Annotated in this window: 15 protein-coding genes; 6 read left to right on the forward strand and 9 right to left on the reverse strand. The window is 67.6% G+C overall.

The features are described 5' to 3' along the window. Nucleotides 1-1,079 precede the first annotated feature (1,079 nt). Nucleotides 1,080-1,430: a phosphatase PAP2 family protein gene (locus K7C20_RS38845; protein WP_052414387.1), complete on the forward strand. Its 351-nt coding sequence runs from the start codon at nt 1,080-1,082 to the stop codon at nt 1,428-1,430. 156 nt (nt 1,431-1,586) lie between these two features. Beyond that, nucleotides 1,587-1,757: a hypothetical protein gene (locus K7C20_RS37220; RefSeq protein ID WP_160328745.1), complete on the forward strand. Its 171-nt coding sequence runs from the start codon at nt 1,587-1,589 to the stop codon at nt 1,755-1,757. Between the two features lie 967 nt (nt 1,758-2,724). Here K7C20_RS37220 and K7C20_RS37225 read toward each other — a convergent pair. Then, nucleotides 2,725-3,708 (reverse strand): ATP-dependent DNA ligase, encoded by a 984-nt coding sequence (locus K7C20_RS37225; protein ID WP_053209663.1) that lies wholly within the window; start codon nt 3,706-3,708, stop codon nt 2,725-2,727. Between the two features lie 182 nt (nt 3,709-3,890). Next, the gene (locus K7C20_RS37230; protein WP_245171491.1) at nt 3,891-4,094 is read right to left on the reverse strand and encodes a hypothetical protein; all 204 of its coding nucleotides are present in this window, start codon (nt 4,092-4,094) and stop codon (nt 3,891-3,893) included. A gap of 366 nt (nt 4,095-4,460) precedes the next feature. Here K7C20_RS37230 and K7C20_RS37235 point away from each other — a divergent pair, with 366 nt between their 5' ends. After that, nucleotides 4,461-5,000, forward strand: a complete 540-nt coding sequence (locus K7C20_RS37235) for a hypothetical protein (RefSeq protein WP_030089426.1) — start codon at nt 4,461-4,463, stop codon at nt 4,998-5,000. Nucleotides 5,001-5,434: 434 nt separating this feature from the next. Beyond that, on the forward strand, nt 5,435-5,749 hold the full coding sequence (locus K7C20_RS37240) for a hypothetical protein (protein ID WP_209443973.1): 315 nt from the start codon (nt 5,435-5,437) through the stop codon (nt 5,747-5,749). 219 nt (nt 5,750-5,968) lie between these two features. On the opposite strand, the gene K7C20_RS37245 is transcribed toward K7C20_RS37240, so the two are convergent. Then, nucleotides 5,969-6,586, reverse strand: coding sequence for a hemerythrin domain-containing protein (locus K7C20_RS37245; protein WP_048830436.1), 618 nt, complete (start codon nt 6,584-6,586; stop codon nt 5,969-5,971). A gap of 707 nt (nt 6,587-7,293) precedes the next feature. Between K7C20_RS37245 and K7C20_RS37250 the strand changes: the two genes are divergently transcribed. Beyond that, a complete protein-coding gene (locus K7C20_RS37250) occupies nt 7,294-8,178 on the forward strand; it encodes a SigB/SigF/SigG family RNA polymerase sigma factor (RefSeq protein ID WP_078953365.1) in 885 nt (294 codons plus the stop codon). Between the two features lie 495 nt (nt 8,179-8,673). On the opposite strand, the gene K7C20_RS37255 is transcribed toward K7C20_RS37250, so the two are convergent. The 5 genes from K7C20_RS37255 to K7C20_RS37275 all read right to left on the reverse strand — a co-directional run bounded on the left by K7C20_RS37255 (nt 8,674) and on the right by K7C20_RS37275 (nt 12,603). Then, nucleotides 8,674-9,042: a hypothetical protein gene (locus K7C20_RS37255; protein ID WP_053209664.1), complete on the reverse strand. Its 369-nt coding sequence runs from the start codon at nt 9,040-9,042 to the stop codon at nt 8,674-8,676. After that, on the reverse strand, nt 9,039-10,733 hold the full coding sequence (gene ctaD, locus K7C20_RS37260; protein ID WP_053209665.1) for an aa3-type cytochrome oxidase subunit I: 1,695 nt from the start codon (nt 10,731-10,733) through the stop codon (nt 9,039-9,041). The genes K7C20_RS37255 and ctaD overlap by 4 nt, the downstream gene beginning before the upstream one ends. A 309-nt stretch (nt 10,734-11,042) precedes the next feature. Then, nucleotides 11,043-11,423 (reverse strand): hypothetical protein, encoded by a 381-nt coding sequence (locus tag K7C20_RS37265; protein WP_209443974.1) that lies wholly within the window; start codon nt 11,421-11,423, stop codon nt 11,043-11,045. Between the two features lie 12 nt (nt 11,424-11,435). Continuing rightward, nucleotides 11,436-12,038, reverse strand: a complete 603-nt coding sequence (locus K7C20_RS37270; RefSeq protein WP_048830424.1) for a hypothetical protein — start codon at nt 12,036-12,038, stop codon at nt 11,436-11,438. 229 nt (nt 12,039-12,267) lie between these two features. Further along, a complete protein-coding gene (locus K7C20_RS37275) occupies nt 12,268-12,603 on the reverse strand; it encodes a hypothetical protein (protein ID WP_048830423.1) in 336 nt (111 codons plus the stop codon). A 288-nt stretch (nt 12,604-12,891) separates the two neighbouring features. Here K7C20_RS37275 and K7C20_RS37280 point away from each other — a divergent pair, with 288 nt between their 5' ends. Beyond that, complete coding sequence (locus K7C20_RS37280; protein ID WP_030089343.1) at nt 12,892-13,083, forward strand: hypothetical protein; 192 nt, start codon at nt 12,892-12,894, stop codon at nt 13,081-13,083. 63 nt (nt 13,084-13,146) lie between these two features. On the opposite strand, the gene K7C20_RS37285 is transcribed toward K7C20_RS37280, so the two are convergent. Further along, nucleotides 13,147-13,473, reverse strand: a complete 327-nt coding sequence (locus tag K7C20_RS37285) for a hypothetical protein (protein WP_030089341.1) — start codon at nt 13,471-13,473, stop codon at nt 13,147-13,149. Nucleotides 13,474-13,575 lie beyond the last annotated feature (102 nt).

A 13,575-nucleotide genomic window follows, 5' to 3' on the forward strand; every position in this document is an offset into this window, starting at 1 on the left:
AGCGGCCCCGCTCAGTCGATCTGTGACCGGGGCTACCCGCTCATAGGACTTCCGCGCTCGGGTATCCGCAACCGGGAGGGGCCGGACGGGTGCGCTCATCCTGCCGTCGGCGCAGAAGGCCTGGCCAACGTCGCTGGGCTCGGCTCGCCGGACTCCTGGCGAGGGGGACTTGTCCGTGTTCTGGCCCTGCTGCTATCCCCGTGGCCCACGCCGCACCTCGAAACCACCCCGGCTCTTGAACCGCACCTTTCGCCGCCACCGAACCCGGCCGCCGAGCGTGACTTATCGGTGCGAGCCCCGGGTCTTCCGTCACCCACCTGGTTGGCGCAGCGACCTTCGCCGTCGGCGGGGAAGCCACGGCCGCCAAGCGGAACAGGCGCCTGCACGGCGCCTCCGCAGGTGTCTCGGCGTCCTTCACAAGCAGCGGCTACCCGATTCGAAAAGCGCGATGGGGCTTCGCTTCGTCACTGAGAGTGGCCCCGTTGCGCATGGCGGAGTCAGCCGAGCACTACGAAAGAAAGCAAGCGGTGCAGGGACTGGAGAATAGCTACGGGTGCTCGGGTGCTCTTCGGGCACACCACCGCCGCAGCCGCGGCCCCTTGCGCCTCTTATCTGTTCGATGGGCTTTGCGGGGCTGCAGGGCCCACGTTGCGATCCGGGCCGACCTTCGCCTTAGGGCTGCAGTTCGATGCCGAACTGATCCGGGGACGCGCGGTCGTCGGCGACCACCCGCCGAAGAAGAGCCCGAGTCCAATCCCGGGCCCCCGCACCTGGAGGGACAATGAACCGTAAGGAGTCGGGGGCGGATCCCGCCCCGTCTCTCGTGCGACACCGGCCTTGAGCGGTGGACAGTGGAGGATGGAAGCACGTGCACTATGGGCCCAATCGATGACTTGCGTGGTCTGGACCGACAGCTGACCCGTGAGGCCGCGTGGTGGGATGCTCCCTTGGCCCACAAGGTGCTGTCGGCGGTGGAGTCCGCAGCCGAGGGAACCAAACTGTGGTGGTGCGCCGCCCTGGCTATGGCTGCTGCCGGCGGAAGCCGCGAGCGCAGAGCCGCGGCGGCAGGAGTACTGAGTATGCTCACCGCGCAGTTGGCCGGGAATGCGGTGGGCAAGCAACTGTCTCAGCGGCGCAGGCCACCACGCGACATGCTCCCGCCCGGCGAGGCCCAGAGCCGTCCGGACTCCTCATCCTTCCCCTCCGGTCACACCGCCGCCGCCGTGGGCTTCACCGCCGCCGTGGCCGCCTCCTCACCCTGGTGGGGAGCGACGGCCGCCATCCCCACAGCGATAGTGGCCCTGGAGCGAGTGCACAGCGGAGCGCACTACCCCAGCGACGTCGCGGCCGGAGCCGCCACCGGCCTCGCCAGCGCGTGGCTGGTCCACTACGTGCCCCGCCTTCAGATGGGGCTTGGAGCCGGTGAATGAAGGTCTCGGGCGAGGGTGGCCGGGATAGTGAAGTCTGTGACCAGGGCTCTCGCGGCGAGGGGCTCGTTGAGGCCGGGGGCCGGCGGGTACAGGATTGGCAGGCCACGCAGGTTTGGGCCTCGAGGGCGACCAAGCCATGGCCAGCCAGCCGAGGTCATGGCCCCGGAATCCGGGGGCGATGGCGACTTCACCGGTATCGACCTGAAGCGGATGCTGGTGGCCGAGCTGTATCGCTCGATCGTGTGGGGCCTGATAGCTGCCCAGTGCGCCGAGCTGCCCACGACAGCTACTGCGGTGTCCGGAGCAGACGGGCAGGACGTGGGCTGATGACCAGCTGCTTACCGGTGCGCCGCGCTCGCGGAGCGGCGGGCGGAACGAGAAAGGCCGGCGCCCAATCCGCCGAGGCGGGTGGCAAGGGTGCCGCTCGGCGTCACTCCGCGGACGGGATCAGCTACCGGTACGACCCCGGGGGCTCCGAGCACATGGTCCTGGTCCCCGAACGCGTAGCCAGCGATGAGGGGCCCCAGGTCGAGCACTGGCCATCCGCGCCTTCAAAGCCGATCGGCCAGGGGGCAAGGCTCGACGGGCGGCAAGCCCAAGGGAAGCGGCGACATGGTTCCCCGGAACTAGGCAGTGACGCCGCGGCACAGCTCGGATACCCGGCCATCACGCGGCGGCGTGCCCTCGCGGCCGCGCAGGACGAACAACGCCGGCGCTCCCTCCAGCCCTACCTCCAGGACGTCGCGGAGGCCCTTACCGAAGCCGGCGTGGCCGAAGCCGACGGGGTGGAAGTACGACAGGCCGGCGACCCCCTAAGGGCTGTCCCGTAATCCCTGGCGGGCGCACGACGACAGCTACGGCACCTCGCCGCGTTTTCGGAACATCCGGATACACCCAGTATCCGGACGTCCCTCCGCCTTGCGATGCACCGCATCTGACGCCGTGCGCTGATCCACCAGGGATTACGGGACAGCCCTTAGCGGCCGCCATCCTGCTCCACCCCGAACAGCCGGCCCAGGCCCTGGTGTGGCACGAGCGGTATGGATGGCGCACCGCCACCAGCCGACGACACCCCATCGGCAAGGACAGCACTCCGGAAGGCGAAGGGATCCGGTACCTCGGCACCGACCTGCAGCCGAAGTCGGCCGACGTGTTGGAGGCCCTGGCCGACGGCCATCGCGGCAGGAAGAGACCGTAGCGACGTGAACAGAACGATCACGCTAAAACGGATTATGCGCTACCCGGCAGCTGATCGTCAGAGAACACCGGGCGGCCAGTAGCCTCGGCACAACGATCATTCCCCACCGAACAGTGGGGCGTCCTGCGGCACCATGTCGGCGCGTACCCGCAGCACCCGGACGGGGTGGCGCCACCGGCCGGCATCCACGGCGGTGTCGGCGCTGACTTCGGCGACCAGATCAGGTTCCGCCAGGTCGGCGGAGAGCGTCTCGCGCGAGCCCCAGCCCGCCGAGAAGGAGCGCCCGTGCCAGGGATGGTCTGCCGCCGCGGGCTCCAGCTGGCCGACGAGCTGCCTGTCGGCCTGTGCTGACAGTGGTGTGCTGCGGCCGACGTACCGCAGGCGGCCGGAGGCGTCGAACCGGCCCAGCAACACGCCGGTGGGGCGGGTCAGCGTGCCGGTGACACCGCCGATCACAGCTTCCGTGGTGTGCCGGATCCGCAGTTTGCTCCAGGCCCTGGCGCCCGGGCGGTAGGGCTGGTCGAGTTTCTTCGCCACGATGCCTTCGAGGCCGACGTCAGCTGCCGCCCACTCGTGGACCCAGCGTTCCGCCTCGGCGCGGTCGAGCGTCATCGGGCACAGCGTCCACGGCGGCTTCAGCCCCTCCTCGGCAAAGAGCCGCTCCAGCCGCTCGCGCCGCCGCAGATACGGTTGCGGCATCAGGTTCTCGCCCGCCAGGTGCAACAGGTCGAACGCGACGAAGTGGGCGGGCGCTTCGCGGATTTCGCGGACGACCGAGGCGGCGGTGCGGTTCATTCGCCGTTGCAGCCGGTCGAAGGCCAGCCGGCCCTCGTGCCAGACCACCAGCTCACCATCGAGGAGCACACCGTCCTCGGGCAGGTCGCGTTGCGCGGCCGCCGCGATGTCGCAGAACGCCACCGCCAGCGCGGTGCCCCGCCGCGAGCGCAGCTCCACCCGCCCATCGCAGTGCCGGGCGAGCAGGCAGCGGTACCCGTCCCACTTGGCCTCGTACGCCACCCCGGCCGCCGGCAACACAGCGACCGGCGCCGCCAGCATCGGCTCGGGAACGTGTAGCACCATGCCTGACCGCTACCATCCGGCAGACCTGGCGGCACTGCCCGCCGGGGAAGTCGACCTGAGCAGCTCAATGGGGCAAGGCCGCAAGCACGAACACGGCCCGTCGACGAGGTCTACGGGGCGTGGCCTTCGTGGCGTCGCCGGCCGTAGGTTAGGCGTCAGCAGGCCGAATGCCCCTTCCATCCTCATTCCTCGGCCGGGAGCCGTCGGACCAGGTTCCCGGCCAGGTGCCGCGCTGCGTACGCTCCAGCGCCGTTGCTGGCGCTGAGCAGTTGCAGCAGCTCGATCGCGGCGCGGGCCTCGCGCAACGTCAGCAGCGGTAGCCGTTTCTCGTCGCAGGCGACGACGCTGTCGACCAGGGCCAGGAGCCGGTCATCGATGTCACTCATGACTGGCACAACTGGCCGTGCTGGGTTCGGTCACGGCACCACGGGAGCAGCGCGGCGCGGAGAGAAGTGAAGGGCATGAGCCGGTCGGCTCATGCCCTCCAGCCCCATCCGCGGGGGACGGAGGTCCAGGTGCCGACAGTCATCCGCTCCTGCCCGGCCGGGCAGGAGCGCTGAGTGGGCCAGCCGCGCCCGCGATGTCTGAAGTGGTGAGGGCTCGTGCCGCGTGGCAGAAGCCCTCACCGAAGAGCAGGGTCAGGTCACCCCACGGCATTCATGCGGTCAGCCGCGGCCGTCGCATGCCGGCAGACAGCTGGGCCTCGACGCGGGAAGGACTGGAGGGTCTGGGCAGGAGCGGCCACGGCCGCCGTGGTGGTCGCCAGGACCATCACGCTGCTCGTGTGGCCGGGCGGCGGAGAGTCCACCTCGGCCAAGAAGGAGCCGGACGGGGCGGCCGCGCCGAGCGGGCGGCAAGAGGATGTGGCCAAGCCGGGCCCTGCCGCCTCAATCGAGTCCGGCGGGGCCGCGGGCAACCGCCAGTGCGGAAAGGCCCGGAGTGCGGGCGCGGTGGCGTGGACGCCGTGCACGCTCGTCACCAAGGACGGGGCCCTGTCCTTCCTGGTGCAGTTCACGAACACTTCGGGAAAGCCGGTCACCGTGAAGACGAAGCTTGCCTACGTCCAGGCTGCGGTAGAGCAGACCTGCCCCGATCCGTGGGGGACGTCGGTGAAGGTCACCATTCCGGGCAGGGCTACACGGACCAGCCCGCTCGACGCGTGTACAGCTTCGTTGACGCCTGCTCAGGCGTTCCAGGCCAGAGTCTGGGTGGTGCCCGAGGATGCAGCCCAGTGGGGGTATCGAGAGCATTCTCCGACACTGCACGTGCGAGACGACGGCATTCTGGCGTAGGCCGAGGCGCCAGTCCGGGGGACCGGGCCGGGGCGGCCGTGGAAGCCGCCCATTGAGGAGCGGGCGGAGCGCCGGCGGCGGGTGGGCCCGCGTCTGACAAGAGCGGATCAGTCCTCGCCGTGCGCGCTCGTCCATGGCCCAGAGCAGCCGCAGTTCGCGGTCGTCCACGGCCCGGATCACCTGGCCGAGCGGCACCGCGCAGTTGGGCGCCAGCGAGGCCGCCACCTCCAGTATGGCCAGTTCACTGCTGGAGCTCTTGAACGCCGAGCCGGCAGAGCAGGAGGTGCCCGATCGTGTCCCAGTTGAGTGAGGGCCCGTGGATGCTCTCACGGTCGATGACCACTGCTCGACCTCTGACGAGAGCTCGTGTTCCTGCTCCAGAGGGCGCCGCAGCCAGTAGCCGTCACGGTGAGCGCCGAGCAGGCGGGCTCTCGTTGCCCACGCCCTGCACCGTCAACGGCACCTACCGCGCCTACCACCGCTGCGACCAGGCCGTCATCGTCACCATCAGCTCCTTCACCCCCACGCGCAGCGCGCCCACGCCGATCTCGATCACCCCCTGCGCCTCATCGACGGCCGCAGCCTCGCCCGGTGGGTCTCCGGAGGCCGGCTGCCTGGCGCGCCTGATCATCACCACACTGGGCTCTTCTTGGTGGGGCGTCCCGACGTCCCGCGCGGATGGGATGCGGGCGGAATACGAGGGCAGGTGGCACGAGCTGTACTGGCTCTACGCGACCGCAAGCGGCTGATGAAGACCGACAGAGCCAGAGGGCGAGCAACTGGGGCTGCCCAAGCCTTGCCTCGCTCCCCCTGCGATGCACAGCGCCCGCGAGGGGTGTAGGCCACCCCCGCAGCCCTTAGATATCAAGGGTGGCCTCGCGCAAGGCGTCAGGGGCCAGGATGAGCCCTGCACCAGGCCAGGCGGGGGCCCTCGATGACGGGGAGGCGCCGGACCTTGTGCCGGGACATCATGTCCGCGTCGTCGGCGCCGATGGTGACCGTTCGCCCTGGGCGAGTTCGCCGGCCCTGGTCCTGCCGCGGCCGGTGACGTAGTCGCGGGCGCGGTCGACCAAGCCCAGGCCGGGTGCCAGGAGTTTGTTGGCTGGCGGCGTGCTCGGCGCGCCCGGGTGCGGCCGGGTGGGGGCGGTTTTCTTCGCCTCACGCACCAGCTCTGCCAGCTCGTCCAGGACCGGCTGGTGGACGTGATTGCGCAGTTGGGGGAAGAGGTGGGTTTCCTCGTCATCGACGTGGGCGGTGACCTCGGTGCGCAGTTCGCGGACCATGCGGTCGAAGTCGGGATCGATCGCCTCCAGCATCTCCAGGCCTTTGAGGAGCCGTTCGACGCGGCCGTGGTCGTCGATCTCCTTGTCCGCCAGCGCATCGCCCTCTTCCAGGTGTTCGCGCACCGCCGGATAGAGGTGCTGCTCCTCTGCGACCGAATGCCGCACCAGCTCGATCGTGATCGCATCGACCAGCCGTTTGCGGTCCGCGCTGCCGGGCTTGGCATCGTCGAACTGGTTGAAGAGGTCATCGACCTCCCGATGGTCGGTGGTCAGCTCCTGGATGACGTCTCCGCCATGGCCCACGGTCTTCGTCCTTCCTCGCTCCGGCATTTGCCGATCCCGGCACGTCAGAACACGCATGGCTTACCAAAGCGCCCATGTCGTCGCGTTTAACTCAATTTAGGGATTCGGTCAGCTTGACGCGCCTCCGGGCGGGCCGAGCACTAACGATGCGGAGGCGGTGGAGGCTGGGGCTGTGGCGAAACGGGCCGTTCAAAGGGCCCCGGCCCGGGGCGGGCCGCGCTGTTGAGTTCGTGGCCATGGACTACGCGGCGGTCGGCGCCTTGGCCCCAGGCCTCGCAGGTTTTGCTGTCCTCCAGCGCCGGTGTCCCGTGGCATCGAACTCGGATCGCGTGCAATCGAGTGAGCGAGGCATGTCACACTGCCGCCATGCGACGCCTGTTCCCTCTCCCCGCCCCCTCCGTACCGGCCCCGGTCCTGACAATCGGCGGTCGACAACGACGGAGCCCCGGGCGGCTCCTGTAGGACGACGCGCGAACACCCCGTCGCTCAGCGGGGTCGGCGGCCCGGTGGCCTGCCTGTGAGCGCTACAACGGACAGCGCGCACAAGGCCTGTTGCAGCTCATCGACCCCGCCGACTGCCCACCGACGGATCCGGCACCGTGGTTGCCCCGCGGAAACAGTTTCCCCCCCGCAAGATGTTTTGCGTCTGACCCGCGGGTAGATGACGGAGCGACGCAGTGACGGACAGCGGAGAGGAGCAGCCAGCCATGGCGACGGCAGCAACGCAGATCCACACATCCGTGACCCGCTCGGAAAGGGACGCAGAGCCTGGGTCTGCGCAGCCTTCCTTGCCGCTGGTGGACAAGGCCCCACGTGTGGCCCCGCCAGATGCGCGTCGCCTCTCGAAGCAGTTCTTCGAGCGGTTGGTGACCCTTGAGGAAGGCACGGGGGAGTACCAGTACGCACGCAACACGCTCATCGAGATGAACCTGTCGCTTGTGCGCTATGTCGCGCGCCGTTTCCGCAGCCGCGGACAGGAGATGGAAGACGTGGTGCAGGTCGGCACGGTCGGCCTGATCAAGGCCATCGACCGCTTCGATGTGTCGCTGGAGAACGAGTTCACCACCTTCGCCATCCCCTATGTCACCGGTGAGATCAAGCGGTTCTTCCGTGACACGACCTGGTCCGTGCACGTCCCGCGCCGGCTGCAGGAGCTGCGCGTGGACCTCGCGCGCGCCCGCGAAGTGATCGAGGGACGCGGCATTCCCGAGCCGTCCGTCGCCGACTACGCGGCCCACCTCGAGCTGGACGAGGACGAGGTCATCGAGGGCCTGGTCGCCTGCAACGGCTTTGACGCCGATTCCATCGACCGGCCCATCGAAGCCGGTGGCAGCCAGCAACGGACCGGACTCATCGCCGACCTGATCGGCAACGAGGACCCCGCGCTCGCTCTGGCCGAAGACATCCAGGCCCTCAAGCCGCACCTCGCTCAGTTCGACGAGCGCGAGCGCACTCTCCTCGAGCTCCGTTTCGGTGCGGAGATGACCCAGACCGAGATAGGCAAGGAAATGGGCCTGTCCCAGATGCACGTCTCCCGACTCATCACCCGCATCTGTGCCCGCCTGCGGGAAGAGATGCTGGCCACCGGCTGACTGCCCAGCACCTCAGCTGCCGGGAGCGCAGCCTGACGCTCCCCTCGGGTCGCACGCCGCAGGCTGCGCCCGGCGCTCTTCTCCACGGGGCTGGCCCGGGCAAGCGGTTCAGCGGCCGACGGTCCCGGCGCAGCTGGTCCTTGTTCATCCCAAGCGGCCTTCGATGTTCTTCTTGGCCTGTTCAAAGAGCTGGTCTTCGTCGGGCTGCCGGGCCGCGAACCGCGCGCTCGCGCGGCTCGTCAAGCCCGATGGGCAGGCATAGGGCCGACGCAGCCTACGGCGCGCGGCCCGGGCCGAGGGCGTAAGGCGGCGCTGGCCGCGATCGCGGCCCGGGCGCCCGAGCACGGCCAGTGGCCAGGGTGGGCCAGGATGCGTACGGCGCGCCCGACAAGCTGTGCCTGGCGCCGCTCGCGTCAGGCGCAGCACCGGCGGGGGGTGGAAGCTGGAGGCCGTGAGGTCGGACCGGAGGAGACGCCTACGGCTGTTGCGTTCCTTTCAATCTCTGAGGTTCGCGTGAAAGGCGAAGAACAGCAGTACGGCAGCCGCCACGAACGTTGCCGCGACCACGGCAAGCAGTTGACAGCGCAACCGTTCGTAGCGCTCGGAATACTCGCCGCGGAGCTCCAAGCAGCGATCTTTGATGCGTTCGAGGTAGCGGCGGTTGAGTGCCAGACGGTCCTGAACGCAAAGGCGTACAACTTCCTTCCGTTGGCCGGTGGTGAGCCACGGCAACTGGTCGGCGAAATGCTCCGCCTCGGCACGTGCCTGTGCGTCTTCGGCCTGCAAAAAGAGGTAACCCTCAAGTTCACGGAAGGCAGCGCCGGTCTCATGCCCCTTGTCAGGGCCCGCGCCTGCCGGGTTCATTCCTTCTCCACTACGTCGCGCCGCCCCGTGTACTCCTTCTGATCCAGTGAGGCGACCTCGGGGTGGTGCAGGTCGAAGGCCGGCGACTCAGAGCGAATACGGGGGAGCGTAAGAAAGTTGTGCCGTGGGGGCGGGCAGGACGTAGCCCATTCCAGCGAGCGCCCGAATCCCCACGGATCATCCACCGTCACCCTCGGCGCATACTTGGCGGTCTTCCAGACGTTGTAGACGAAAGGCAACGTCGACAGTCCCAGGAGGAAGGCGCCGATCGAGGAAATGGTGTTCAGGGCGCTGAACCCGTCGGCGGCGAGGTAGTCGGCGTAGCGGCGCGGCATTCCCTCGGCGCCGAGCCAGTGCTGGACCAGGAAAGTGGTGTGGAAGCCGACGAACAGAGTCCAGAAGTGGATTTTCCCCAGCGTCTCGTCGAGCATCTTGCCGGTGAATTTGGGCCACCAGAAGTGAAAACCGGCAAACATGGCGAAGACGACAGTGCCGAAGACTACGTAGTGAAAGTGAGCAACAACGAAATAGCTGTCACTGACGTGGAAGTCCAGAGGTGGTGAGGCCAGGAGCACTCCGGTCAGACCCCCGAAGAGGAAGGTGACAAGGAATCCAAGCACCCACAGCATGGGAGTCTCGAAGGAGAGCGACCCCTTCCACATCGTGCCGATCCAGTTGAAGAACTTCACGCCTGTGGGCACTGCGATGAGGAAGGACATGAAGGCGAAGAACGGCAGCAGTACAGCGCCGGTGACGAACATGTGATGGGCCCACACGGTGATCGACAGGCCGGTGATGGAGATGGTTGCGCCAATCAGGCCGACGTACCCAAAGATCGGCTTTCTGGCGAAGACCGGGATGACTTCCGTGACAACGCCGAAGAAGGGCAGCGCGATGATGTAGACCTCGGGATGGCCGAAGAACCAGAAGAGGTGCTGCCACAGCAGGGGCCCGCCGTTCGCTGCGTCATAGACATGCGCCCCGAATTTCCGGTCCGCCTCCAAGGCGAAGAGGGTGGCAGCCAGAACCGGGAAGGCCAGCAGGACGAGCGCGCTGGTGAGCAGGATGTTCCAGGTGAAGATGGGCATACGGAACATCGTCATGCCGGGTGCCCGCATGCAGATGATGGTCGTGATGAAGTTGACAGCGCCGAGAATGGTGCCGAAGCCGGAAAATGCCAGGCCCATGATCCACATGTCTCCACCCACTCCTGGCGTGCGTGTGGCATCGGAGAGCGGCGTGTAGGCAAACCAGCCGAAGTCAGCCGCCCCGTCGGGCGTCAGGAACGATCCCACGGCGATCAGCGAACCGAAGAGGTAGAACCAGTAAGCGATCATGTTCAGACGCGGGAATGCCACATCCGGCGCGCCGATCTGTAGCGGCATGATGGCGTTGGCGAAGCCGGCGAAGAGCGGAGTGGCGAACATCAGCATCATGATGGTGCCGTGCATGGTGAACGCCTGATTGTACTGTTCATTGGAAATGAGCTGGATCCCCGGGCGAGCCAGCTCGGCGCGCATTGTCAGCGCCAAGACGCCCCCGAAGAGGAAGAACAGGAAAGACGTCACCATATACAAGGTGCCGATTTTCTTATGGTCTGTGGTCGTCAGCCATGTCACCACCACTGCGCCATTCTTCTTCCAGCCCGACTCTCCGCCTACCTGGTCCGCGACCTCCGTCGTCGTCACCATGGCACACACTCACCTTCCATGCTTGGGCAGTTGAAACGCAGGCGGATTTTGAACGCCGACCGCCAGGGCGCCGTGAGAGCTCATAGTTCCCCCTTGCTGTCACTCCTTGATTCGGGGCGATCGGTTCTCTCCAGCGCAGGGCCTGCTCAGCAAGACCCCGCTCTTCCAGAGGATTGAAGGCCACGGACCCTGGTGAGATCACGGAAACAGCGCGCTGCCACGAATAACTGGCTCGAGGGAGGCAATGGTGCAAGGTTTCACCCATACGGCCCCCGTGCCTCGCCCCTACGAGAGCAGGGGGCCGATGCGTTATGGGTCGACAGGCTTGCCCCCACGGCGGCTGGAGAACCGAAGGCTTTCCGCGATGCGCGTGTCCGACTCGGCGAATTCCACACCGCGGAAAAGGATCCCGGGCGCCTTGCCAACCTCGGACTTGCGGACGATCTCCCAGGTGCGGTCCTTGAGAGCGGTGGCCGGCCCCAGGACCCCGTTGGCGGCACCGGTCTCGACGCCTGCGTGGGGACGGGGGGCAATGGCTTCTGCGGCCTTGACGGCCTTGACCATAGCGGGGAGGTTGGCGGCGTCCGTGCCACGGCGGAAGTACTGCTTGTTCGGCTCGAAGGTGAGCACGGTCGGCGGGCAGGCGACCTGGTCGTCACGTAGTCGAGGGCTGCGTCGCTGCGAGGTCACCCTGTTTTGTGGTCAGTGGATCAGTGGTAGTCGGCCGGTCGACGGCCAGGGGAGATGCGGGGCGAGGGAGCGGGTGCGCTGCCACATGGCGTGGAGTTGCTGGGCGGGCCGTTGCTGTTCGCCGTGGAGGGCGTTGAGGGCGAGCAGCGCGCCGGTGAGGGCGGGGACGGCCCATTGCATGTACGCCAGCTGCCGCTGTGCGTTGTTGGTGTCGACCGGGTGTGCGGCCGCCTTCTCAAGGTCCTGCTGATCGTAGGAAGAGGCGAGTTCGATCTTCTTGCCGAGGGCCCAGCTGTAGGCGTGGCCGTCAGAGCGGCCCCGGTCAGCACTGTCTTCGTGAACTGACGCGGCTGCGACACCCTTCTGGGAGAGGACGCGCGTAGCGTTCGCGGCCAGCAGGCCACTGGAGCCGATCAGGTGCGCGGTGATGGCCGCCGCATTTACTGGCGTCCACTTCGCCCAGCCGGCAGCGGCGATGCGGGCGGTGGACGTCCAGCTGTCGCCCTCCTGCTTGGCGGCAGAGTTCAATCCGACGGCGCCCATCAGTGAGCCCCCGAACCAGGCGGCCAGGCCCACATCGTGCAGACTGCGCAGCAGGGTGCGCCGTTCGGACATAGCGGGCTCCTGACGGTCGGCGCACCGGCAGATGCCGACGCTGAGCTCACCATTGCGTCTTACGGGTTAGTGACCCGCCATGACAGTTCCTGCGAACGGAGCAGCTGCGCCACGAGGCGGCTGCTCCGTCAATCCGGCCCTGGGGCGCCGCGCGTGTCGGAGCCGCCTTCTGGCTCTTCACGGCCGTCGCGGGGAGCTTGTTCATTCAGGAAGCGTTCACTCTCCCAGGTCAGGTGTGTTCGATCTGGATGAAGTTCAAGCCGGTCACCTGGGCGAGTTCTTCCTCGTCGAGGTCGGGCTGTGTGCGCAGGGCGCGGGCGATTTTTCCGGCCCAGCGTTCTTCATTGACGAACGGGCGCCTGCGGTAGTGCTGCTGGAGTTCGCCGAGGTGCCCGGGGCTGCAGGCCGCCAGGAGCCGTCCGCCGTCCTGGTCGGGGTCGTAGGGGTGGATGCTGGAGGAGTCGCGGACCAGGCTGAAGAGCTGGGCTGCCGGTGGGACGGCTGCCCCGCACAGGTCGCACGATCCCGGGATCGACGTGGTCGCTGGCCTGTCATCGTCGTTCATATGCTCTCGCCTCCTTCCCCGGCCCGGTGGATGAGTGCAGCGTTCCGGCAGCGGGCCAACGCCATCCCCGCCTGGCGCCCGGAGTGCGCGAAGTGGCCCCGATCGGAACGTTCTCCAGCTGACAGCAGCTCTTGCACCAGGCCGTCGGCTCGGGCCGAAACCGACCAGCCTGAAAAGCTATCGATGTTTTCGCAGCGCACCGGCCACGCCACGGTCTTTCCGTCTCGCTGATCGCCGCTGCGCGGATCTCAGGTCGCGGCACCGAGGGTGGGGCCGTAGACAGGGAATATGAGCGACCAGGGACAGACCTTCCATCCCGGCGAGACCGTTCCCCAAAGTGGCATCTACGAGTGTGACTGCGGGAACTCCCATCGCTGGAGCACCAGCACCAACGTCAAGAACCACACCTTCCCGCCCCTGCCGGAAGACTGCTCCGGCCGGGCATGGGCTCTGAAGGACCCTGCCCACCCCACGGAGTGAGGGGGAGCGCCTGCCTGTGGCAGGGGCGGAAAGCAGGCTTCGGCCGCCGGTGTACGGCCCGGTTCAGCGGCCGAGGGCCTTGCGCAGGTCTTCCTTGTTCATGTGGGAGCGGCCGTCGATGTTCTTCTTCTTGGCCTCTTCGTACAGCTGGTCCTTGGTCGGCCCCCCGGGCCCCTGGTGGGAGCGTTCGCCGCCGCGCTGCGGGGCGGACTTCGGGTCCCCGGTGGAGGTCTTGCTCGCCTGCTTCGACTCACCGGAGCGGGCGCGTTCCTTGTTGACGGTGCGCGCGGCGATCTCCTTCGCGCGTCGCTCCGAGGAGCCGTGTTCCTTGGCGTTGTCCTTGATGTGTTCGTACTGTCGTTCGCGTTTTTTGCTCGACCCCGCAGGCATGATGCTCCTCCAACTGAGCGGGACGGATTCTGGTGGCTGGGCGCACCTGGCGACGTGGGGCACTGGCACATCCGGCCGCCAGGTCCGCATGTCTACTCCACG

The organism is Streptomyces decoyicus, from assembly GCF_019880305.1.
Taxonomy (GTDB): domain Bacteria; phylum Actinomycetota; class Actinomycetes; order Streptomycetales; family Streptomycetaceae; genus Streptomyces; species Streptomyces decoyicus.

What these genes read in the sequence shown, in the direction of transcription:
- K7C20_RS37285 (WP_030089341.1), bottom strand. Translation starts at nt 13,473, where the DNA reads ATGCCTGCGGGGTCGAGCAAAAAACGCGAACGACAGTACGAACACATC.
- K7C20_RS37280 (WP_030089343.1), top strand. Translation starts at nt 12,892, where the DNA reads ATGAGCGACCAGGGACAGACCTTCCATCCCGGCGAGACCGTTCCCCAA.
- K7C20_RS37270 (WP_048830424.1), bottom strand. Translation starts at nt 12,038, where the DNA reads ATGTCCGAACGGCGCACCCTGCTGCGCAGTCTGCACGATGTGGGCCTG.
- K7C20_RS37275 (WP_048830423.1), bottom strand. Translation starts at nt 12,603, where the DNA reads ATGAACGACGATGACAGGCCAGCGACCACGTCGATCCCGGGATCGTGC.
- K7C20_RS37225 (WP_053209663.1), bottom strand. Translation starts at nt 3,708, where the DNA reads ATGGTGCTACACGTTCCCGAGCCGATGCTGGCGGCGCCGGTCGCTGTG.
- K7C20_RS37220 (WP_160328745.1), top strand. Translation starts at nt 1,587, where the DNA reads ATGGCCCCGGAATCCGGGGGCGATGGCGACTTCACCGGTATCGACCTG.
- K7C20_RS38845 (WP_052414387.1), top strand. Translation starts at nt 1,080, where the DNA reads ATGCTCACCGCGCAGTTGGCCGGGAATGCGGTGGGCAAGCAACTGTCT.
- K7C20_RS37250 (WP_078953365.1), top strand. Translation starts at nt 7,294, where the DNA reads ATGGCGACGGCAGCAACGCAGATCCACACATCCGTGACCCGCTCGGAA.
- K7C20_RS37230 (WP_245171491.1), bottom strand. Translation starts at nt 4,094, where the DNA reads ATGAGTGACATCGATGACCGGCTCCTGGCCCTGGTCGACAGCGTCGTC.
- ctaD (WP_053209665.1), bottom strand. Translation starts at nt 10,733, where the DNA reads ATGGTGACGACGACGGAGGTCGCGGACCAGGTAGGCGGAGAGTCGGGC.
- K7C20_RS37255 (WP_053209664.1), bottom strand. Translation starts at nt 9,042, where the DNA reads ATGAACCCGGCAGGCGCGGGCCCTGACAAGGGGCATGAGACCGGCGCT.